The organism is Sphingobacteriales bacterium, from assembly GCA_016699615.1.
Classification (GTDB): Bacteria; Bacteroidota; Bacteroidia; order Chitinophagales; family JADIYW01; genus JADJSS01.
In genome coordinates, this window is record CP064984.1 from 1,384,681 (window position 1) to 1,408,278 (window position 23,598).

The 23,598-nt window shown below is 30.0% G+C and carries 22 protein-coding genes, 1 tRNA gene and 2 pseudogenes; 17 read left to right on the forward strand and 8 right to left on the reverse strand.

What is annotated here, in order from left to right; genetic code table 11:
* The first annotated feature begins 253 nt into the window (after positions 1–253).
* Together IPK18_06525 and IPK18_06530 are read left to right on the forward strand one after the other, a co-directional pair.
* A pseudogene (locus tag IPK18_06525) lies at positions 254–903 on the forward strand (2OG-Fe(II) oxygenase).
* 26 nt (positions 904–929) lie between these two features.
* Positions 930–1,823, forward strand: a complete 894-nt coding sequence (locus IPK18_06530; GenBank protein QQR99158.1) for a class I SAM-dependent methyltransferase — start codon at positions 930–932, stop codon at positions 1,821–1,823.
* Between the two features lie 32 nt (positions 1,824–1,855).
* Here the strand turns inward: IPK18_06530 and IPK18_06535 are convergent.
* A tRNA-Gln gene (locus tag IPK18_06535) sits at positions 1,856–1,926 on the reverse strand.
* A 159-nt stretch (positions 1,927–2,085) separates the two neighbouring features.
* Here IPK18_06535 and IPK18_06540 point away from each other — a divergent pair.
* The 9 genes from IPK18_06540 (at position 2,086) to IPK18_06580 (ending at position 10,227) form a co-directional block, all read left to right on the forward strand.
* Positions 2,086–2,616: a hypothetical protein gene (locus tag IPK18_06540; protein QQR99159.1), complete on the forward strand. Its 531-nt coding sequence runs from the start codon at positions 2,086–2,088 to the stop codon at positions 2,614–2,616.
* A 3-nt stretch (positions 2,617–2,619) separates the two neighbouring features.
* The gene (locus IPK18_06545) at positions 2,620–3,168 is read left to right on the forward strand and encodes a hypothetical protein (protein QQR99160.1); all 549 of its coding nucleotides are present in this window, start codon (positions 2,620–2,622) and stop codon (positions 3,166–3,168) included.
* Between the two features lie 71 nt (positions 3,169–3,239).
* Positions 3,240–3,608 carry a DUF983 domain-containing protein gene (locus IPK18_06550; GenBank protein QQR99161.1) on the forward strand — a complete coding sequence of 123 codons (369 nt, stop codon included), beginning with the start codon at positions 3,240–3,242 and terminating at the stop codon, positions 3,606–3,608.
* Positions 3,609–3,630: 22 nt separating this feature from the next.
* Positions 3,631–5,037: an HD domain-containing protein gene (locus tag IPK18_06555; GenBank protein ID QQR99162.1), complete on the forward strand. Its 1,407-nt coding sequence runs from the start codon at positions 3,631–3,633 to the stop codon at positions 5,035–5,037.
* 130 nt (positions 5,038–5,167) lie between these two features.
* Positions 5,168–6,667, forward strand: coding sequence for a leucyl aminopeptidase (locus IPK18_06560; GenBank protein ID QQR99163.1), 1,500 nt, complete (start codon positions 5,168–5,170; stop codon positions 6,665–6,667).
* Entirely contained in the window at positions 6,618–7,685 is a 1,068-nt protein-coding gene (pdxA, locus tag IPK18_06565) for a 4-hydroxythreonine-4-phosphate dehydrogenase PdxA (protein ID QQR99164.1), read from the forward strand. Before IPK18_06560 ends, pdxA begins: the two co-directional genes overlap by 50 nt.
* Before the next feature lie 22 nt (positions 7,686–7,707).
* Complete coding sequence (locus IPK18_06570; protein QQR99165.1) at positions 7,708–7,845, forward strand: hypothetical protein; 138 nt, start codon at positions 7,708–7,710, stop codon at positions 7,843–7,845.
* A 61-nt stretch (positions 7,846–7,906) separates the two neighbouring features.
* Positions 7,907–8,635, forward strand: coding sequence for a GHMP kinase (locus IPK18_06575; GenBank protein QQR99166.1), 729 nt, complete (start codon positions 7,907–7,909; stop codon positions 8,633–8,635).
* A 65-nt stretch (positions 8,636–8,700) separates the two neighbouring features.
* Positions 8,701–10,227 carry a DEAD/DEAH box helicase gene (locus tag IPK18_06580; protein QQR99167.1) on the forward strand — a complete coding sequence of 509 codons (1,527 nt, stop codon included), beginning with the start codon at positions 8,701–8,703 and terminating at the stop codon, positions 10,225–10,227.
* 12 nt (positions 10,228–10,239) lie between these two features.
* On the opposite strand, the gene icd is transcribed toward IPK18_06580, so the two are convergent.
* Entirely contained in the window at positions 10,240–11,508 is a 1,269-nt protein-coding gene (gene icd, locus IPK18_06585; GenBank protein QQR99168.1) for an NADP-dependent isocitrate dehydrogenase, read from the reverse strand.
* A gap of 217 nt (positions 11,509–11,725) precedes the next feature.
* Between icd and IPK18_06590 the strand changes: the two genes are divergently transcribed.
* Entirely contained in the window at positions 11,726–12,589 is an 864-nt protein-coding gene (locus tag IPK18_06590; protein ID QQR99169.1) for a metal-dependent hydrolase, read from the forward strand.
* Positions 12,590–12,602: 13 nt separating this feature from the next.
* Here the strand turns inward: IPK18_06590 and IPK18_06595 are convergent, their stop codons facing one another.
* Positions 12,603–13,553 carry a mevalonate kinase gene (locus IPK18_06595; GenBank protein QQR99170.1) on the reverse strand — a complete coding sequence of 317 codons (951 nt, stop codon included), beginning with the start codon at positions 13,551–13,553 and terminating at the stop codon, positions 12,603–12,605.
* A gap of 6 nt (positions 13,554–13,559) precedes the next feature.
* Positions 13,560–14,629 (reverse strand): annotated as a pseudogene (locus tag IPK18_06600) (diphosphomevalonate decarboxylase).
* Between the two features lie 15 nt (positions 14,630–14,644).
* Here IPK18_06600 and IPK18_06605 point away from each other — a divergent pair.
* From IPK18_06605 to IPK18_06615, 3 genes are all read left to right on the forward strand, one after another.
* Positions 14,645–15,946, forward strand: coding sequence for a beta-lactamase family protein (locus tag IPK18_06605; protein ID QQR99171.1), 1,302 nt, complete (start codon positions 14,645–14,647; stop codon positions 15,944–15,946).
* Between the two features lie 93 nt (positions 15,947–16,039).
* Positions 16,040–17,269: a 2-oxoglutarate dehydrogenase complex dihydrolipoyllysine-residue succinyltransferase gene (odhB, locus tag IPK18_06610; GenBank protein ID QQR99172.1), complete on the forward strand. Its 1,230-nt coding sequence runs from the start codon at positions 16,040–16,042 to the stop codon at positions 17,267–17,269.
* Between the two features lie 16 nt (positions 17,270–17,285).
* A complete protein-coding gene (locus tag IPK18_06615; protein ID QQR99173.1) occupies positions 17,286–18,467 on the forward strand; it encodes a DNA/RNA non-specific endonuclease in 1,182 nt (393 codons plus the stop codon).
* A 7-nt stretch (positions 18,468–18,474) separates the two neighbouring features.
* Here the strand turns inward: IPK18_06615 and IPK18_06620 are convergent, their stop codons facing one another.
* From IPK18_06620 to IPK18_06635, 4 genes are all read right to left on the reverse strand, one after another.
* A complete protein-coding gene (locus tag IPK18_06620) occupies positions 18,475–19,560 on the reverse strand; it encodes a DegT/DnrJ/EryC1/StrS family aminotransferase (protein ID QQR99174.1) in 1,086 nt (361 codons plus the stop codon).
* A 4-nt stretch (positions 19,561–19,564) separates the two neighbouring features.
* On the reverse strand, positions 19,565–20,125 hold the full coding sequence (locus IPK18_06625) for a DNA-3-methyladenine glycosylase I (GenBank protein QQR99175.1): 561 nt from the start codon (positions 20,123–20,125) through the stop codon (positions 19,565–19,567).
* A gap of 161 nt (positions 20,126–20,286) precedes the next feature.
* The gene (locus tag IPK18_06630; GenBank protein QQR99176.1) at positions 20,287–21,078 is read right to left on the reverse strand and encodes a glycosyltransferase family 2 protein; all 792 of its coding nucleotides are present in this window, start codon (positions 21,076–21,078) and stop codon (positions 20,287–20,289) included.
* A 3-nt stretch (positions 21,079–21,081) separates the two neighbouring features.
* Positions 21,082–21,930, reverse strand: coding sequence for a sulfotransferase (locus IPK18_06635; protein QQR99177.1), 849 nt, complete (start codon positions 21,928–21,930; stop codon positions 21,082–21,084).
* A gap of 18 nt (positions 21,931–21,948) precedes the next feature.
* On the opposite strand from IPK18_06635, the gene IPK18_06640 reads away from it, so the two are divergent.
* A complete protein-coding gene (locus tag IPK18_06640; protein ID QQR99178.1) occupies positions 21,949–22,638 on the forward strand; it encodes an RluA family pseudouridine synthase in 690 nt (229 codons plus the stop codon).
* A gap of 210 nt (positions 22,639–22,848) precedes the next feature.
* Entirely contained in the window at positions 22,849–23,529 is a 681-nt protein-coding gene (locus tag IPK18_06645) for a hypothetical protein (protein QQR99179.1), read from the forward strand.
* Positions 23,530–23,598 lie beyond the last annotated feature (69 nt).

A 23,598-nucleotide genomic window follows, 5' to 3' on the forward strand; every position in this document is an offset into this window, starting at 1 on the left:
TCAAACGAAAGACTAAAATAATATTTTAATATCAAAAGCTTATGTATTTTTGTCATTCAATCTTGTAGTATGAATTTTTTAAATAATAAAACTAATTTTGAATTAATTGAATTTGGCAAACAAAATCATGATGCATACGTAAATGCAAATCCATTTCCAAGTGGCTATTATGATAATTTATTTAATCCAGAATTATTAAGAGAAATTATAGCAGAATTTCCAGAAATTGGAAAAGCAAAAGAAGATATTCATTATGAAAACCCAAATGAACAAAAATTTGCAACCAAAGGCGAGAATAGATTTTACCAAAACCAAAGAATTTATTCATTATCTAAATTCTCAACCATTCTTAGAGTTTTTGCAACAACTTACAGGCATCAAAGAAACATTAATTCCTGATCCATACTTGGAAGGTGGAGGTTTCCATCAAATAAAACCTGGAGGTTTCTTAAAGATGCATGTTGATTTTCACAAACATAAATTGACAAACTTAGATAGAAGATTAAATATTTTAGTTTATCTAAACGAAGATTGGAAAGAAGAATATGGCGGACATTTTGAGCTTTGGGAAAAGATATGAGCAAATGCGTAACCAAAATATTACCATCATTCAATCGTTTGGCAATGTTTTCTACCACAGATTATTCTTGGCATGGTTTGCCAGATCCACTTACTTGCCCACCAGACAGAAGTAGACGTTCTATAGCATTATATTATTATACTAATGGCAGACCAGAAGGCGAAGTAAATGCAGGCGACAAATCAAGAATTACAACCACATTTGCAACCAGAAAAGGACAAGACAACTCATCTATGAAATTTTTTAATGGCTTGGTTAATTTTGCTAATGATATACTTCCACCATTTTTAGTTAGATTTATAAAAAAATTTAGAAATACCTAATATCACAAACCAACTATTCTATCTATATGGAAATAATACAACAATGTTATTGTTGCAAGAGCAATAATTTTAAAACATACACAAAAGCAAAAGACAACTACGCAAACGAAGTATTTTCTATACAACAGTGCGAGAGTTGTGGTTTTGTGTTTACCAATCCAAGACCAGAAATTCAAGATATAGGAAAATATTATAACGCTGCAGGTTATTTATCGCACCAAAGCCACAGCAAAGGCTTTGTACAAAGTATATATAGATACGCAAGAAATTATATGAAGAAAAAGAAACTATCTTTAATTCAAAATGAGATAGGCAAAAAAGATAATTTCACGTTATTAGATTTTGGTTGCGGCACAGGCGATTTTCTATCATTTATCAAAGAAAATAATATACAAGCAGAAGGCATAGAACCAGACGAACATGCAAGAAGTGTAGCAAAAAACATCAATAAATTAGACGTTTTTTCTTTAGAAGATATGAATACAATAACTAATGACAAATATGATGTTATTACACTCTGGCACGTTTTAGAACATGTATATAATCTACACGAACAGATAGATTACTTCCACAAATGGCTAAAACCAAATGGAAAACTAATCATTGCAGTACCCAATATTGAAAGTTATGATGCTAAGAAATATCAACAACATTGGGATGGTTTAGATGTACCAAGACATATTTATCATTTTTCTCCTAAAAATATTGCTCAAATTTTAGGCAACCAACAATTTGTATTGCAAGGTACACATCCATTGTTTTTAGATGCCTATTATGTGTCTATGCGTAGCGAATGGCATCATGGCACAAATAGACTTTTAGCTTACATAAAAGCAGTTTTTGTTGGATTTAATAGTAATCAAAAAGCAAAAAAAGACGGAAATTATAGTAGCTTGATTTACATTTTTGGTAAAAAATAAAAAGAGCTAAGTAAAACTTAACTCTTTTTAAGTAGGCCGATAAGGATTCGAACCTTAACTAAAGGCACCAAAAACCTCTGTGCTACCGTTACACCATCAGCCTAATTGGTGTGCAAATTTATAAAAAATTCTAAATATCTAAAACTTATTTTTAGAAATAATCTTTTTTTAAAACTGCAAACAAAGTTAAAAAGCATTAATTATAATGTAGAACAATAATTTTGTAGAAAAAAATTTATATTATTGACACAAAAAAAATAAAATGAAAAGATTATGTATTTTAATTGTGAGTGTATTTGTTTTGTTTGCTTGTACGCAAGATCCAAAAATTGATTTTGTAAAAGCAGCACAAACAGAAATAGGCAACCTAAAAAAAGAAAGTGCAAATTTTTCAACTGTTCTAGACTTTATTAATTTATCTGAAGAAGAATTTGACTTTAAAGATGTTGTATTAGATTTTAAAATTGATGGCAAAGAAATAGGAACAATATTCTTAGAGAAAGCAAAAAAAATAAAAACACACTCTGAGTTTAATATTCCAATTAAATATAACTACGAAACTAAGCATGTATTAGATCCAGATGAAGAGCCAGAACATTTATACTTAATAGAACTATCTGGAAAAATGACATTGAAAGATAAAAGTGGCAAAGAAATTGTAGTACCTATCAAGCATAAAGAAAGCTACGAATACAAAACCAACAAAGAAGAAAGAAGAGATAATAGACAAGAAAAGAAAGAAGAAAAAGAAAAAAGAAAAGAAGAACGCAAAAAAGAAAAAAACAACGATTAAAAAATGCAATCAATTATAAAATACACAATCATTCTATTTTTTTTTACAGTAAGCATATGTACTATAGCTAAAGAAGAAGTAAAAGAACCATATTTAGTACGTACAAAAGACTTTAGTGTAATAGATTTCGGGCTAAAGCAAGTAGATTTAGGACTTACAGCTGTAATTTTTAATCCAATTAAAGCAAAGGCCAAAATTGATGAAATAGTTATCGATGTATTTGTTGAAGATAAAAAACTGGGCACAATTTTAGAAGTACCAGAAGTTGTAAAAGTACCCAAAAATGACACATTTGATTTGCCATTAAAAATTGCAGTAAAAACAGGACCGACATTAGGAAAATTTGCCACAGAATCAGCAAGATTAGCATTAGGCAAATCAGTAAAAGTACAATACAAAGGTTACATAAAAATAATTGCCATAGGTTTTATTCCAATAAAGGTAAAAATTGACGAAACTGAGTATTTTACAAAAAATGATATATTCAAAACGCCACCAAAAAAACCAATTGATACAATAACCATCAAGAAAGCACCAAAGAGCATAGAATAACACAATAGTATAGTTATTAAAATATAAATTATAGAAATGACTATAGATTTTTTATTAGCTTTGCAAACAATATGTTTAAATCACTCAAAGCAATAGTTGCTTGCAAATGCCCAAAATGTAAAGAAGGAAATCTGTTTGTCAATCCAAATCCATATGTATTTAAAGATTTAGATAAGATGTATGACAATTGCCCAAAATGCAATTTTGACTTACGCAATGAAACAGGATTTTATTGGTTTTCAATGTACATTAGTTATATACTTAGTACAGCCATTACCATAGCAAATTTTGTTGTTTTCGGATTGTTATTTGGCTTTCTAGAGCATATAGTTACCTTTATTATTATAAATGCAATTATTCTAATCATACTATTGCCATTTATTTTTAGATGGTCTAGAATTTTAAGCATATATCTCACACTTAAAGTGGATAAAAATTAGAATATCTTTTTAGATTTGTGTAGTGCAACTTAGTTTCTCAGAAAAAGAATCAAAAATATTACGCGTAATAGCTAAAGCAGCTAAAAACTTAGGTGTTGAAGCATTTGCAGTAGGTGGTTTTGTAAGAGACAAATTACTCAATAAAGAATGTAAAGACTTAGACATTGTTTGCCTTGGCAATGGAATAGATTTAGCACATGAAGTGTCTAATTTATTAGATACCAAACCCAAAGTTTCATTTTTTAAGAATTTTGGTACAGCACAATTCAAATACCATGATTTAGATATAGAATTTGTTGGCGCTAGAAAAGAATCTTATAGAAACGATAGCAGAAAACCAATAGTAGAAGATGGCACACTAGAAGAAGACCAACTTAGAAGAGATTTTACAATAAATGCACTAGCAATCTATCTTTCAGAAGAAAAATTTGGCAAAATATTAGATTCATTTAATGGCTTAGAAGATTTAGAAAACAAAATAATTAGAACACCAACAGATGCAAATATCACATTCAATGATGATCCTTTGCGCATGATGCGTGCCATACGTTTTGCTACACAACTAAATTTTAGAATAGAAGAAAAAACATACCAAGCCATAGAACCATTAGCAAATAGATTATCAATTATTTCGCAAGAAAGAATAACAGATGAGCTAAATAAAATTATAAAAGCAAAACAACCATCAATTGGCTTTAAAATGTTGTATAATACCAAATTACTACATCAGTTTTTTCCAGATATGGTCAAATTGCAAGGCGTTTCATTACAAGATAACTATGGCCATAAAGATAATTTCTACCACACATTAAAAGTATTAGACAATATATCAGAATATACAAATAATTTGTGGTTGCGTTGGGCAGCTATCTTGCATGATATTGGTAAGCCAGCAACACAAAAATTTGAACAAGGTCATGGCTGGACATTTCATAACCACGAATATATTGGCATGAAGATGGTGCCTAAAATATTTGCAAAATTAAAATTGCCTTTAGATGAGAAAATGAAATATGTGCAGAAATTAGTATTACTACATCTTAGACCAATTTCTCTAACAAAAGATAATATCACAGACTCAGCAATTCGTCGTATAATATTTGATGCCAATGAAGATTTAGAAGATTTACTTATATTGTGTAATGCAGATATTACATCAAAAAACGAAAAAAAAGTAGCAAAGTATAAAGAAAACCTAGAACTAGTAAAAAAGAGAATAGCAGAAGTAGAAGAAAGAGATAAAATAAGAAACTGGCAACCACCAATCGATGGATTGCTTATTATGCAAACATTTAACTTAAAACCAAGTAGAGAAGTAGGCATCATTAAAGAACATATAAAAGATGCAATATTAGATGGCATTATTCCAAACGATTTTGATGCAGCATTTCAACTAATGATACAAAAAGCAAAAGAAATTGGTTTATAAGCTATAATATATTACAACAAATAAGTATTTTTGGAAACAACAATTTAAATAAAGAAAAAATAATTCTATTTTATATATAAATAGAATATTATGTTATCTTTACATACAATACCACACACAAAACTAAAACATGTTAAAAATAGACAACAAACAAGACTCAAACAATCAAATCATTCTGTTTGATATCAACAGAAAGGAAAGTCTAGAATTCTTAGAAAAAGAAGAACAACAACTAGTACAAGCAAAACTAGATAAAAACATACATACAATACATTTCCAAATACACCATATACAATACATACTTTATGGTTTTAAGATAGAAGGCGATGCTAATGAGGCAAAAGAAAAACTTAGAATAGACGCACATAAAATATACAATTACCTAAGTACAGCAAAAGAAAACAGCGCATCATTAAATATTTTAGACAAATTAGATAATAAATATATCATTGCATTCCTCGAAGGATTTTTATTATCTCAATATCAATTTGATAAATACAAAAAACAAAAAGCAGAAATATTTACATTATACATTCCAAACAATTTACTTCCAAAACAAAGCCTAACAGAAATCAATAGCATTGTAGATGCAGTAAAGATTACAAAAAATCTAATCAACGAACCACAAAATTTCTTAAGTACATTACAATATACAACAGAAATAAAAAATATATTCAAAGGCACTACTGTAAAACACACATTTTGGAATCAAGCTAAGATAGAAAAAGAAAAAATGGGCGGAATATTGGCAGTAAACCAAGGCAGCCAAAACACAGCATTCTTCCACCAATTAGAATATAAACCACAAAACGCACAAAACAAACAACCAATAGTTTTGGTAGGCAAAGGCGTAATGTACGATACAGGTGGCTTATCAATAAAAACAACAACCAATAGCATGGATTTAATGAAATGCGACATGGCTGGCTCAGCAACTGTGATTGGTGCCATGCACGCAATTTCAAAAATGAATTTGCCATTTCATATTATTGGATTAATACCATCAGTAGAAAATAAAATAAACTCAAATGCAGTTTGTCCAGGAGACATAATTACTATGTACGATGGCACAACAGTAGAAGTAATGAATACTGACGCAGAAGGAAGATTAATTCTAGCAGATGCACTACACTATGCCAAAAGTCTAAATCCAGAATTGGTAATTGACCTAGCAACACTAACAGGCGCAGCCATTCGTTCTGTAGGAAGAGAAGCAGCATTAATAATGAGCAATGCAGATAAAAAAACCAATAAAAAACTAGAAAAATCAGGACTAAAAACAGCCGAAAAATTAATATTTTTTCCACTTTGGAAAGAATACAAAGACTATCTAAAATCTGATATTGCAGACATAAAAAATATTGGAGGCGTAGATGCAGGAAGCATAACAGCAGCAAAATTCCTAGAACACTTTACAAACTATCCTTGGGCTCATATAGATTTATCGCCAGCATACGTTACTTCAAACTATAATTATAGAGGAAGATTCGCAACTGCCTTTGGTGTTAGATTATTGTGTAAATTTGTAAAGAATTTATCGAAGGAGAAAAAAAATATTAAAGAAAAAAATACACCAAAAAATGTCCAACCAAAAACAAGAAAAAATAAAAGTAGGAATAACACTAGGTGATGCAGCTGGAATTGGTCCAGAAATAATAATGAAAACATTTAGTGATGATAGATTATTTAAACATTTTACACCTATTGTTTTCGGAAATCCAAGAATATTTTCATTCTACAAAAAAGTTATTGAGATAGATAAATTCCAATATTCAACAGTAAAAAACTATCAAAACCTAAGCAACAACTCTTTAAATATATTTCCAGTATGGAATGAAGAGTTTGCAATAAATATTGGAGAACCAAATAAAGAAACAGGAAAGTACGCATTCTTATCATTAAAAGCAACCTGCGAAGCATTAGAAAAAAATGAAATTGATGTGTTGGTTACAGCACCAATCAATAAAGATGTAATACATTCTGATGAATTTCCATTTGCAGGACATACAGAATATTTACAAGCATTTTTTAGTGCAAAAGATAGTTTAATGTTTTTAGTAACGGATGAAATAAAAATTGGATTAGTAACAAACCATGTTGCAATCCATGATGTTGCAAAAAACATTTCAAAAGATAAAATCATTAGAAAGATAAGTCTAATGCACCAAACCTTGCAAGAAGATTTTAATATAGATAAACCTAAAATCGCAGTATTAGCATTAAATCCATACGCTGGAGACAATGGCGTAATAGGCAACGAAGAAAAAGATATCATCTATCCTGCAATTCAAGAAGCAAAGAATATGAATATCTTGGCATTTGGACCATACGCAGCTGATGGATTTTTCGCTTCAGACAATTATAAAAATTTTGATGGAATACTAGCAATGTATCATGATCAAGGCTTAATACCATTCAAATACATAGCAAGAGAAGATGGCATCAATTTCACAGCAGGATTAAACATCATTCGTACTTCTCCAGACCACGGAACAGCAGAAAACATTGCAGGAAAAGGCATTGCAGAAGAAGCATCATTTAGAAATGCAATTTATAAAGCAATTGATATATACAACAATAGAATCAATCACTTTGAGATGCGTAGCAATCCATTAGAAAAAATTGCACAGTTTAAAGAAGAAAGATAGCAAACAACCTAAACCATAGCAGTTGAACACAGATTTTCCTAAATATTATTTAGCCAATGGAAAATTGTTGCTTACCTCAGAATATTTTGTCTTAGATGGTGCAAAAGCATTAGCAGTACCAACAAAATTTTACCAAGAAATGCAATGTTTTAAAATCTGAAAACGAAGGCATATTTTGGGAAAGTTTAGATGAAAATAATGAAGTTTGGTTTTCATGTCAGATGTCTAAAAACATTGAATTATCAATATATTCAGACAAAAACATAGCTGAAACATTATTAAAAATTATACACTTAGCAATAAATAACGACAAAACCATTGATTTTAATAATCTTCATGTAAGAACAAAGACAAATTTTAATAGAAATTTTGGATTAGGCACAAGCTCAACACTCATCAGTTTGATAGCACAATGGACTAACGCAAATCCATACTTTTTGTTAGAAAATTCATTTGGTGGCTCAGGTTATGATATTGCATGCGCAACATCAAAAAATGCAATTCTCTATCAAATTCAAAATGAAAATAGAAATATTGAACACACACATTTTTCACCACCATTTCAAGAAAACATTTATTTTATTTACTTAGAAAATAAACAAAATTCAAGAGAAGGTATACAATATTATAAATCTATCAATCAAATAAATAAACAAAATACAATTGAACAACTAAATGATATTACTAATAAAATTATAAAATGTAATAATATTTATGAATTTAATACATTGATAGAAAAACATGAACAATTAATATCTAGCCAGTTGCACATGAGCCCAATAAAAGCTACATTATTTAGTGATTTTTCAGGAAGCATAAAATCATTGGGCGCATGGGGCGGAGATTTTATTATGGCATGTAGTGATAAAGGTGCAGCGTATATTCAACAATATTTTAAAGAAAAAAAATACAATAACATAATATCTTTTAACGACATGGTGTTAGATTAATTGCTTATATTGCGTGGTTTCAATTTTTGAGTAGAAATAACTAAACACGTAAGCACAATACATCTATGGATATTACAGAGACAAAAGAAATCGCCAAAGTTCAAAAAAAATTATACCCATATCAAGAAATATATATTGAAAGGATACTTGGTGCATTGCTTCATAATGAGCGACGCGACAACTTAGTTTTTCAACTACCAACTGGTGGAGGAAAAACAGTTATATTTTCTGAGATAACAAGAAAATACATTGAGGCTACAGGAAAAAAAGTATTAATACTCACGCACAGAATAGAACTACTAAAACAAACAGCAAGAGCATTAGAAGAAGCCAATGTACACTGCAAACTTATTACAAGCGAAATAGATAGTGTCGAAGACCAAGAAGGTTATATGTGTTTCTTAGCAATGGTAGAAACGCTGAACAATAGACTAAAAGAAGATGAAGAATTTTTAAAAGAAATAGATTTAGTAATTGTTGACGAGGCGCATTACAATTCTTTTAGGAAGATTTTTAAATATTTTGAGAATACAATGATATTTGGTGTTACGGCAACACCATTAAGTTCAAATATTCATTTTCCATTAAGACACAATTACAAAAAACTAATTGTTGGAGATTCTATTAATGATTTAATTAGTAACGGATTTTTGAGTGATGCCAAAACATACACATATGATGTACATTTAGGTGGATTAAAAGTAGGAATTGATGGCGATTACACAGTCAACTCATTAGACAGAATCTACATGGGTTTTGATATGCACCAAATACTACTGAATGCTTACAACGAAAAAACAAAAGGCAAAAAAACATTGATTTTTAATAGCTCAATAGCAACATCAAAATCTGTAGAAAATTTCTTTAAATTACATCAAATTCCAATTAGGCATTTAGATAGTACAAGCAACAAGCAAGACAGAAAAGAAGTACTACAATGGCTGAAAGAAACACCAGATGCAATTGTAACAAGTGTTGGTATATTAACTACAGGATTTGATGAGCCAACAGTAGAAACAATTATTCTAAATAGAGCAACACGTTCACTTACATTGTACCATCAAATGATAGGACGAGGAAGTAGAAGATTACCCAACAAAAGTGAATTTACAATCATAGATTTAGGTAATAATGCAAAAAGATTAGGACTATGGCAAGACCATATTGATTGGCAAGATGTTTTTGTTAATCCAGATAGATTTTTAGAACATCTATTTGATAGAGAACAAAAAATGGAAAAAGGATTGATGTACACATTATCACAAGAGATAATGGACAAATTTCCCAATACAGAAGACTTTTATTTTGATATAGAAAAAGAATACCAAAAATTATACTTAAAAGGACAAAAAACACTACAAGTATTAGATATTTCTATACAAAACCATTACGAAAGAATAAAAGAAAACTGCACCAATTATTTAGATGCAGTAGAGTTGATTAATATTTTACAAGATGAAATAAAATATAGATTGAATGTATATATTAATTGTTTATCAAAAGCAACCAAAAATTACTTCAATTATCTTTTAGAAGAATATAACACTAAACTGCACAAATTACTCAAAGAGAATTTGCCGTTTAGTGATTAATATTAAAAGAAATTAGAAATTGCTAATTATAGCATCTCCAAATTCAGAACATTTAAGTAAAGTTGCATTCTCCATCAAACGATGGAAATCATAAGTAACAGTCTTGTTTTTTATTGCTTGCTCTAAGCCTTTTACAATTAAGTTTGCTGCTTCATTCCAACCAATATATTCCAACAACATTACACCACTCAATATTACAGAACTTGGGTTTACTTTGTCTTGGTTTGCATATTTTGGCGCAGTACCATGCGTTGCTTCAAAAATAGCCATTCCAGTGATATAATTAATATTTGCACCTGGTGCAATACCAATACCACCAACCAACGCAGCCAATGCATCAGAAATATAATCACCATTTAAGTTTAGAGTAGCCACAACATCATATTCTTCAGGTCTTAGAATGATTTGTTGTAAGAAATTATCTGCAATGGCATCTTTTACTATAATTTTTCCTTCTGCAACAGCTTTTTTCATAGCATCATTTGCTTCTTCTACGCCATCTTCAACAGCAATTCTATCATATTGTGTCCAAGTAAATACTTTGTCTGCAAACTCTCTTTCTGCTAATTGATAGCCCCATTCCTTAAATTTACCTTCTGTAAATTTCATAATATTTCCTTTGTGTACAAGTGTAACAGATTTTCTATTATGCTTCACAGCATGTTCTAATGCAGCTCTGATTAATCTTTCTGAGCCTTCTTTAGAAACTGGTTTAATACCAATAGATGATGTTTCTGGGAAACGAATTTTATCTGTTACATTCAGTTCGTTTCTTAAGAAACTAATAATTTTTTTAGCATCATCAGTACCTTCTAGCCATTCTATACCAGCATAAATATCTTCAGTATTTTCTCTGAAAATAATAATATCTACTTTTTCAGGCACTTTAAAATTAGTTGGTACACCTTCAAAATATCTAACAGGACGAACACATGCATATAAATCTAATATTTGTCTTAAAGCCACATTTAATGAACGAATACCACCACCAACTGGCGTTGTTAATGGTCCTTTTATTGCAATTAAATGTTCTTGTATTGTCGTTAATGTTTCTTCAGGCAACCACTTTCCAGTTTCTTTATATGCTTTCTCACCAGACAATACTTCCAGCCAATTTATCTTTCTCTTTCCATCATATGACTTCTTTATTGCTGCATCAAAAACTTTTACTGATGCGTGCCAAATATCTGGTCCTGTTCCATCTCCAATAATAAAAGGAACAATTGTTTCATCTGGCACATGTAGTGCGCCATTTTTCATGCTAATTTTTTCTGCTGACATATTAATAGTTTTTTAATTGTTCAAAATTATGGCACAAAGATATGAATTTTAATTTGTGTTATAATAATATTAACAAGATATAAGATATTTTGTTTTCTAAATATTTCAAACTAGAATTAACTATAGTTAATTAAAATACTAGTTGTTCATTATTAGCTTTTGTTAATTGATTTTGTTGTTTTATAAGAATAGATTTATATAAATAAATTTCTAAAATATGACAGCAACTACGCATAAACTTAAAGTAAGAAATGTAAAATTTAATTTTGATAAAGTGCCAAAGCATTGGATACTAGGTAGCACAATTGCTACTCACTTTGTGAATAGTATGCATGTCGTTTTTCCAGAAGGCGAAAAATTCTTTGTAAGAAGTGTAAGACATTTTGCAAAGCAAATAGATGACAAAGATTTAAAAACCGAGATAAATAGTTTTTGTGGACAAGAAGGCATACACGCACGCGAGCATCAACGATTTTGGGATGTAATGGAAGAACAAGACTTAAACCCAAGTTGGTTTGCAAATTTCTTAAAAGTATCAGCATTTTCTGGAAAATATAGCTATGAGAACCTGAGTGTAAAAATATTAAATCGAATACAGCCAAACCTTGGCTATAAATTTGCACTTTCTGTAACTACAGCACTAGAACATTACACAGCAATATTGGCAAACGCACTTTTTCATGAACCAATTGCCACAAATGATAATATTGCACCTCAAATGTTAGAACTACTACATTGGCATGCATCTGAAGAGATAGAACACAAGTCAGTATGTTTTGATGTGCTTAAAGAAGTAGATGATAGTTATATCCTACGTGTTTCTGGTATGGGAATGGCAAGTATTATGCTTTGGGGATATATTGGCATAGGGCAAATATATTTTATTTCAAAAGATAAAGACAAGAGCATAATCAAAATGCCAATAGAATCTTTTATTTTATTAAGAACAATAATTTTTGGAGAAATTGGAAAAAATTTATCTAAACATCTATTATTATATTTCAAAAAAGATTTTCATCCAAATGATATTGATGATAGATATTTGATTGATAAATTTTTTGCAGATAAGTCTTACGCTTAAGACTTAGAAGAAATTAGATATTACAAAGCAACTCAATTTTTTGTCCTTTGAGTTGTTTTTTTGTGCTTTCAAAATTTTGGGTAAAGCCTAAAATAAAACCACCACCACCAGCACCACAAAGTTTTAGATAGTATTCACCAGTATCCAATCCACGTTTCCATAATTTATTAAATATTCTTGGAATCATTGGTTTGAAATGCTCAAACTGGAACTTAGAAAGTAATTTTAAGTATGCGAATAGAGTTTCTTTGTCACCATCTAAGAATGCTTGAATACAGTTGTTTGCAAATGGCTTTAATTGTTTATCTACGAATTCTCTGTACGTGTGCTCTTGCATACGCTGCATATAGTATTTTACAAGTGGCTCAGTAGAACGAGAAATTCCTGTATCTATTAAAAATATTGCGCCTTTACCATCATTTTTTAATTCTACTTGTACTGGTTCTACACCATTTTTTCCATTAATTAATAATGGTAAATTCAAATAACAAATTAATGGATCAACACCAGAGCTACTACCATGAAAATAAGATTCTAACACAGATAATACTTTTTTTAGTTCAAGTATTTCTTCTTTCTTTGGTGTTACATCTAAGTTTAGCTTATTTATACAATAATTAGAATATACTGCTGCAACTAATGCACCAGAACTTCCAACACCAAAGCCTTGTGGTATTGAAGAATCAAAGTAAAGACCATTTTCAATATCAGCTTTAAGTAGTTCAATATTAAAATTGACTGTTAAAGATTTGTCATCTAATTTTTGTTGAATATAATTTGCAAAATCTTTTAGATATTGATTAGATTGTTGTACAAAATCAGAAGTATTATTATGTTTATTAAAAGAAAGGCTACCGCCAAACTCTTGGTATGGAAGTGTTAGACTCATAGAGTTTTGTATGGCACTATACTCACCAAACAAAAGTATCTTAGAGTTGAATTTTTTATCTTTATTTTCAGCCATTTGGCATTATTTTAATTTTATTGGTCCGCTTCCTACCTCATCATAAATTACCTTCCTTTGCTCACAGTATTCTAACAATATGTTGGTAATGAATGTTTCTACTTCAGGTGCATTTTCTTTGGGATACAATAAGTGTACATTTGGTCCTGCATCTAATGTATAGTACAAAGGTACGTTATTTTTTGTTCTGTAGTCTTTTATTAGATCTATAATTTTCAGTGTATTAGGTTGCAATAAGATAAATGAAGGATTAGAACACATCATTAAAGCATGAAGGTAAGTGCCTCTTGCTCTACAATTCTACCAAAATCATCTAAATTGCCATTTTCTAAAGCCTTAAGTAGCTCATCAAAGTGATGTTTTGCTTGTTTATACCTAGATTCGGCAAAGAAATTATTGTCCATTAAGGCATGTCCAGCTCTACTAGACACAGATTTCTCATCAGATGAAACTATCAATATAGCATCTTTATAAGATTTAAAAACGGGATGAATTTTTTCCTCAAATCCAATAGCATGTTCATTGCTTGAAAATGGAATGTTTTCATCTTTTCCCCAAACTGAAATGTATGGAAATATTGACCTACAAGCACTTCCAGAGCCTAAACGTGCTATAAAGCTTGATTTTTCTATAAATTCAGCTGGTCTTAGTCCGCCAGCAATTGTATTTTCAATATCTGACAAGCATAGTACCAATGCAGACATGGATGATGCAGAACTTGCAATTCCTGTTGAATGTGGGAAAGAATTGTAACTTTCTATTTTTAATTCTAAGTATTTTAAAAATGGAAAATATACTTCAATACTGCTCAGAAACTGAACAATTTTAGCTTTAAATTTTTCATTCTCTTTTCCTTCAAATAAAAAACTGATTGAAAGCTGTCCATCTACTTCTTTTTTACCTTGGTAGTGAATGGTAGTTTCTGTAAATGCTTTTGAAAGTGTAAAACTAATATTTGGATTTTTTGGTAGCTGATTGCCGTATTTTCCCCAGTATTTTACTAGTGCAATATTTGATGGAGAACGCCATGATACTGTACCATGTACATTTTTATAAGGATTATTTATTGAGCTCATCAATCGTATAGAAAATTGTTAATTGATGTTGTAAAAATAAGTTATTTTGTTAGAATTGAAGAAGAAAAACTTACTTTTGTAGCTTTTGGAATGATTTGTGAGATAAAATATAAGAAGAAAATGAAGCAACTATTCACATTAATTATAATATTATTTTCTATATGTACGCTTAGTTACTGCCAACAAAACAATGATAGTACGGAAAATAAAGTTTTTAAACAAAAAAAATACACACAAGATGAGTATCTAAATAACAGAAAGATAGATATAAATATAAAAGATACTAACATTCAACAAAAAATACATGCATTAGATTGTTATTTTGCTAAAAGGGTTGATTCTTTAGGATTTAATGGTTCTGTGCTTATCAGCTACAAAGGAACACCAATATTGGAAGGATACTATGGATATTCAAATTATTATACCAAAAACAAACTAAATAAGAGGTCAACATTTCAGATAGCATCTACAAGCAAAACATTTACATCAGCTGCAATTTTGTTGTTACATCAAGAAGGATATCTGAATATAGATGATACATTACAAAAATATTTTCCAACTTTTCCATACAAAGGCATTACAGTACGTATGTTACTCAACCATAGATCTGGATTGCCTAATTATCTTAATTTTTCAGAAACATATTGGGCTAAAAAAACCATATACATGAACAACGAAGATGTATTGGCTCAGCTTCAAAAATTTAAGCCAAAAAGTTTAGCATATCCAAACACAAAATTCTATTATAACAATACAAACTATGTCTTGTTAGCTTTAATAATTGAAAAAGCAAGTGGTTATAGTTATAAAGATTTTATGCACCAATTTATATTTAATCCATTAGGAATGCACGACACACATGTATTTGACCCAAAAAACCAAGGAAAGAACGAAGTATTAGGGTACAAAGGCAGTAGCTGGAAAGAAGATAATATTGTGTACACAGATGGTGTAGTTGGAGACAAAGGAATCTATTCTACAGTATTAGATTTGTATAAATGGGATCAGGTATTATATGCAGGAAAGCTGATAAAACCAGAAATTTTAAACTTAGCTTATACACCACAAAGTTTTGAGAAACCAGGAAACAAAAATTATGGACTAGGTTGGCGTATGACAGACCAAGAAGACGGCACCAGAATAATTTACCACAATGGTTGGTGGCATAGCTTTAATTCTGTTTTTAACAGAAAAATTAGCGATGGTACATGTATCATTGTACTTAGCAATCATTATAGCCAAAGTGTATATAAAATAAAAGAAATATGGGATATTCTATATCCAAATCAAGATGTGGACATGAGTTCTGAACAATAAAAATTAGAGTTTAAACTTTTATTCAATATGTTGTGTTTTTATTTTAAAATGAAATACATTTGTATTAGAATATTATTGTAAAAAATAAAGAAAATGAAACAAGAAATAAAAGTACCATCAATTGGAGAATCAGTAAATGAAGTAACCTTAGCATCTTGGTTGGTAGAAGATGGAGATTATGTTGAGCTAGACCAACCACTAGCAGAATTTGAGTCTGACAAGGCAACATTTGAGCTTCCTGCAGAGGTTGCTGGCATTGTAACAAGAGTTGCAAAAGAAGGCGATGATATAAAAATAGGAGAAGTAGTAGCGACAATAGATACAAGTGCAAGTAAAACATCAAACGATAATAAACAAGAAGAAAAAGCTATAGAACAACCAAAAACTGAAAGTAAAGCAGCAGTTGAGAAAAATATTACACAAGAAAATAATTATGCAACAGGCACAGCATCTCCAGCAGCTAAAAAAATATTAGACGAAAAAAACATAAATACTTCAGAAGTTAGCGGAACTGGCGTTTCTGGAAGAATTACAAAAGAAGATGCAATTAAAGCTGAAAAACAAACAGCAAAACAAGAAACCATAGTTGCCCCAAAACAAGAAGTACAAAAAGTAGTTGGAGAAAGAAACGAAAGAGTTGAGAAATTAACAAGAATAAGAAAAACAATTTCAAAAAGATTGGTTGAAGTAAAAAACCAAACAGCCATGCTAACTACTTTCAACGAAGTAGATATGACAGCTATCAATGAGATAAGAGCAAAATACAAAGATGCATTTTATGAGCAAAACAATATAGGCTTAGGCTTTATGTCGTTTTTCACAAAAGCTGTTTGTCAGGCATTACAAAAATTTCCAGCAGTAAATGCTTACATTACTGATGAGAATATGATTTTTCACGATTTCTGTGACATTTCTATTGCTGTGTCAACAGAAAGAGGTTTGGTAGTTCCAGTAATTAGAAATGCAGAAACACTAAGTTTTGCAGGAATCGAAAAAGAAATAAAAAGATTAGCTACACTTGCCAGAAACAACGAACTAAGCATTCAAGATATGGAAGGCGGCACATTTACAATAACAAATGGTGGCGTTTTTGGCTCATTAATGAGTACACCAATCATCAACCAACCACAAAGTGCAATTTTAGGTATGCATAAAGTACAAGATAGACCAATGGTTATTAACGGAAGTATTGAAATAAGACCAATGATGTATATTGCGCTTTCATACGACCATAGAATAATTGATGGAAAAGACAGTGTTAGTTTCTTGGTTGCAGTAAAAGATTATTTAGAAAATCCTGAAAAATTATTAATAGGATTATAATATATTTTTTAATTGAATGAAATACAAATTAATATTCATAGTTTGTTGTTTTGTTAGTACTGTTGGTTTTGCTCAAAAATCAAATAAAAAAAAAACAAGCAATCCATATTATATTGTAAAAAACTTAGAAGATAAAAAACTACAAAATATTAATAAGAAGATAGATTCATTAACTTCTATTAAATTACCAAATGATGCAAAACTGATTAAGCACAAAGCATATTACAGTGCATATTCTACTATTTATAAGCAACCATATTGGGTAGCACACATTATACCTAAAGATATTTTGTATGGTTCATACACAAGAAATGATGGTTTTGTAAAAGATAGTTTGTACTTAAACACGGCAGACAGCACAGACTATTGGGCAAGTGGCTACGATAGAGGACATTTGGCACCAGCAGCAGATTTTAGATGGCACAAAGATGCTATCAAAGAATCATTTTACTATACAAATGTGGCACCACAACTCAAAAATTTTAACAGAGGCGCTTGGTCAAAATTAGAAACTTTGGTAAGAGAATTTGCCATAGATGCCAATGAAGTATATGTGATTACAGGTGCAGTGCTCAACAATAAATTACCAAAACTACAACAAGGTTCATATCAAGTATCAATACCAAAATATTATTATAAAATAGTGTATGATATCTATCCACCAGAATACAAAGCAATAGCATGTATGATGCCTAACCAAGATATAAGTTTTGATTTAACAAAATACATTGTAAGTGTAGATTCTATAGAAAATCTTACAGGATTTGATTTTATGAATATTTTGCCAGATAGTATTGAAAATAGAATAGAGAAACAAAGCAAAATAATAGATTGGGACAAAAATTATCTTTCATTTTCTGGAAATGAAATATCTAAAAATTATGGTAATAATAAAATTAATACACTTGAGGCTAAAGATATGATTGGCAAACAAAGCACTGTATGCGGAAAAGCAGTAAGTATCAAGTTTGTTGAAAATGGAAAATCAAATCCAACGTATATTAACTTAGATAAAAAATTTCCAGACCAATTATTTACTATCGTAATCTATGAAAATGTAAGGAACAAACTAAGTTATATTCCTGAAGAAAAATTAATGAATAAAGAAATTTGCGTTTCAGGAAAAGTAGAACAATACAAAGGCGTTCCACAGATTATATTACAAAAAGAAAAAGACATTGAACTGATAGAAAAATGATATTTTATCAATTATAAAATGATAAAATTTTTTGTATAATATATTGTACATTATCTATTTCAAGCTCAGGAAATATTGGCAAAGACAACACTTGTTGACATAATTGTTCAGCATTTTTCAATGAAATATTCTGTTTGTATGCCACTTGTTGGTGCGCACACAATGGATAGTACACAACAGTTTCTATCTGTTCATTTTTTAGATAATCTTGCAAACTATCTCTCTCATTGTTTTTTACTTTTATAGTATATTGATGATAAGCATGTGCGTTTTTTTGTTTTGGAATAATTACATTATCTATATTTTTCAATGCTTCATCGTATATTGACGATATATGTTTTCGCTTCTGAATAAAAGTATCTAAGTGTTTTAGTTTAATGCTTAAAATTTTAGCTTGGATAGCATCTAATCTAGAATTTATACCAACATACTCATGATAATATTTTTTATTCTGTCCATGATTTGTAAGCTTTCTTAGCTTTTCTGCTACATAATTATTGTTAGTCATTACTGCACCACCATCACCATAACATGCCAAGTTTTTAGTAGGAAAAAATGATGTAGTAATGATGCTATTTCTCGTAATATTTTTTTCAGCACCAATACATTGCGCAGCATCTTCAATTAACAATATTCCATTTTCATTACAGAACGTAGCTATCTCATCAATATCTTCAACAATTTGTCCAAATAAATGCGTAACAATAATTGCCTTTACTTCGTTGGTTAGTACAGCTTTTATTTTTTCTAAATTAATATTGAATGTATCATTACATACATCAGCAAAAATAATATTATAGCCAAGTAAGGTTGCCACTTCTACAGCAGCAATATAATTGAACGTAGGAATAATAATACTTGAATTTTTTGGCAAATTAGCACTAAGTAATGCCAACATCAATGCATCAGTACCATTGCCACAAGATACCACATGTTGAATGCCTAAATAGCTTGCCAATTCTTGCTCAAATTGATGTACAGCTTCGCCACCAATAAATTTTCCAGACGCACAAGTAGAACTTATAGCATCATCAATTTCTTTTTTTAAAGATTGATATTGTAGTTGTAAATCAAAAAAAGGAATTGTTGCCATTTTTCTATTTATAATGATGACAAGATACAATATGATCGTTCACCAATCCAGTTGCTTGCATGTGCGCATACAAAGTGGTAGAGCCCAAAAATTTAAAACCTCTTTTTTTCATGTCTTTTGCCAATGCATCAGAAATTGGTGTTGTGGCAGGCACTTCTTTAAGTACTTTCCATTTGTTGATGATTGGTTTGCCACCAACAAAACTCCAAATATAATTGCAAAATGTGCCAAATTCTTTTTGTACTTCCAAAAATCGTTGCGCATTATTGATAGTAGATTCTATTTTTGCTCTATTTCTAATAATTCCTGTGTCTTGCATTAGCCTTTCTACATCGTCAGGTGTCATTTTTGCCACTTTTTTATAGTCAAAATTTTTAAATGCTTTTCTGTAGCCCTCGCGTCTTTGCAAAATTGTCCACCAACTTAGTCCAGCTTGCGCAGATTCTAAGACAAGAAACTCAAATTGTTTTGTATCATCAAAAATAGGAACGCCCCATTCTTCATCATGGTATTTTTCGTACAATGGTTTGCCTATGCACCAGCCACATCTTATTTTTTCGCTCATAATTATTAATATTTTATGCTCGCCAAATCATTTTTAGTGTATGAAATAACGTAGTTCTATAGAATTTATTTTTAATATAAATCATCTTCCTCTTCCAACCTTTTGTATGTTCTAATAGTAAGAATTGCTCAAGAATTTGCTTTTCTTTTTCTGGCAACAAACTACTGTATTGTTGTTGGAATGCTTTTAGCTTGTTCAATTCTAACCATTAGATGTTTAATATATTCATCTTGCGTCGAAAAGTTTTTATAAAATCGTTTTAATCGCATCCAATTGTTATTCTTTCTTTGAGTAACATTTTCACCATGATTTCGAATCAAAACTAATTGTTCTTCTGTAGCAATTGCTTGTCCAAAAACTACTGTAACCAAGGACAACCAATGATCGTGCAAAATTGCATTTTTTGGAATTGGGAAAGCCATATTTTTCAATTCTTGATGCATGAGGATTGTACAACCATGAGGAATATTCTGCATCAAAAGTCTATTAAATGTAAAATGTTTTGGATGTAGATAGGCTAATTTCCAAAAAGAATCATGCGTTGTATTGTCATATTTATCAATGATTTTCATGTCAGAATACACAAAACATATTGATTTATTTGATTTTTTCAAGTATTCATCTATCAAAACCATTGATTTTTCAATCTTTTCTGGAATCCAAATATCATCTTGGTCGCAAAATGCAATGAATTTTGCTGTACTGTGTTTTGCAAGCTCATTGAAATTTTGGGTTACACCTAAATTTCCAAGATTATCTTCAATGATGTGAATTTTGTTTGGATATTTTTGTTGGTATGTTGCTAAAATTTGTGGTGTATTGTCAGTTGAACCATCATCTCTAATCCAAATTTTTAAATTAGAATACGTTTGTGCCAAAACAGAATCTATCTGCTTGTGCAAATATTTTTCACCATTATAAGTAGCCAATAATATGTCTATAGGTTCTTCCATTTCTTATAATTGATGATAGCCTAATTGTTGTAACAAAGCATCATTTTTTATTTGCTGATAAAATCTAACATAGTTTTCATTATTTAAAAATGCATATGCTCTATTTTTTTGCACTGTTTGAGTTGCTTGTTGTATTTTTTCTTCATTGGTATCTAAATCACAAAAAACACTCAGTTTTTTCAATTCTGCTTCAGGATTTGATAAGAATTGCTCATATTGAAGTAAATAATAAGCATCATTGCTTTCTTGTAAATGCAAAGCTTGAGTTACATATTCTTTCCAAAGTTGGTAGCCTTGTTCTAAATCGTATAGTCTAAAATTATAGTTGAATTTATATGTCAATAAAAAATCTCTTTTTAGTTTTTTCTTCCAGTTCCATTCAAATTGATTTTTCATAGCTAAGTCGCGCTCAATATAACTTGAAATGCAATCAATAGGATTTCTGTAAACATGTATTATTTTAGGATTTGGGAAAACTGATTTCCAAAAATTAAGTGTAAATGTATTTTTTGGATCTTTCCAGCCGAAAGGGAAACCTACATCAGCAATTGAATTATATTGATTAGATAGATTGCCTAAATATTTTTTTTTTCTTGAAGATTGAACAAAATATTGCAAGGCTTCTTCTAAAATAATTTTTGTTGTAGGATTGGTGTATTGCAAATTATGTGGAAGTTCAGGTTTTGCTGTATGCAAATCAAAAATCCAATTGTTTATTTCCCAAAAAAATAATGCTTCGTGGTTAATTTCTTTTTCTGTACCAACAAATAAACCTATGTTTTCTAATAACTTAGTAATCATAGTTGTACCACTACGATGCATGCCTAAAATAATAATTGGTTGTTGGCTCATTTTTATTATTTTTGAACTATGTCTTTACAAGTATTATACGAAGATAATCATATTATTGCTGTAAATAAAAAATCTGGTGATATTGTACAAGCAGATATTACCAAAGATGAACCTATTACAGAAGAAATAAAACGCTATATAAAAGAAAAATACGATAAACCTGGTGCTGTTTTCTTGGGCGTTATTCATAGAATAGATAGGCCAGTGAGTGGTGTGGTGCTTTTTGCTAAAACAAGCAAAGCTTTGGCAAGAATGAATGTTTTATTTAAAAATAAAAAAATTGAAAAAACATATTGGGCTGTTGTAAAACAGAAACCACAAGAAGAACATGGTACATTAATACATTATCATTTAAAAGACGAGCAACGTAAAAAAGCTAAGTTATTCAATAAAGAAGTAGCGCATAGTAAAATATGCGAATTGGATTATACACTTCTTATGTCTTCAGATAATTATCATCTATTAGAAATACATCCAAAGACAGGAAGATTCCACCAAATAAGAGCACAGCTAAGCAAAATTGGTTCACCAATAAAAGGCGATTTGAAATATAATTTTGATAGACCAAATGCTGATGCATCAATACACTTGCATGCAAGAAAAATAGAATTTATACATCCAGTGAGTGAGAAAAAGCTAGAGATAATTGCACCAGTGCCAAGTGAAAATGTAGTGTGGCAATATTTTGAAAAGAACTTAAATAAGTAAGTATATTGTGTTATGACATATACTGATTTATAATATGACTGAGATTGGTTGCTTAATAAAATAAACATATAATTATACTTTGAATCTTATCTTCACATCTTCTTAGTATTAAGTTCACAAACCATTGTATATTAATGATTTTTTCTTAATAGCTTACTAAAACTATATTAAAATATAGTGTATAAATTTGCTGTATAAATTATTTATAAAATGAAAACAGATTCCAAAGACAAGTTCAAAGAAGCATTTGATGTATTAGTTAATGACTTAAATGCAAAAGTTGAAGAATTTCGCCAAAACCTACAAAACTTTACAAGTGATGTAAAAGTACAAGTAGAAGGACAAAAAGAAAACTTACAAGAGTACGGCGAGAAACTAAAAGGAACAATAACAAAAGTAATTGATTTAGACAAAGTAGATAAAGCAAGAGAAGACATTTTAGCAGAAGCAGAGAATGTAATTGATGAAGCAAAACACAAATTAGATTCTTTCTTTAAAACTGTGGCAGATAGAGTAAATATGGGCGAGAAAAAAGCTAAAGAAGCTGCAAACAATTTTACAAAGCAAGCAAAACAAACTTCAGAAAAAGTAGAAAAAGAATTGAAAAAAACTGCTAAAGAAGTTGAGAAAAATATAGAAAAGAATACAAAGAAAGTTACAAGCGAAGTAAAGAAAACAGTAACTAAAGCAGAGAAAGAAGTAAAATCTACAGTAAATACAGCTGCTAAAAAAGTAGAAAAAATAGCTGAAGATGTACAAAAAAGCGTGAGCAAAAAAGCACCAGCGAAAAAAGTAGCAGCCAAAGCGCCAGCAAAAAAGGCAGCAGCAAAAGCACCAGTAAAAAAAGCTCCAACTAAAGCGCCAGCAAAAAAAGCAGCAGCGAAAAAATAGAATTTTGTTTAGTGGAATATTTTTTGTGGCTCGTCATTTTGGCGAGCCACATTCTTTTTAAAGCAAATT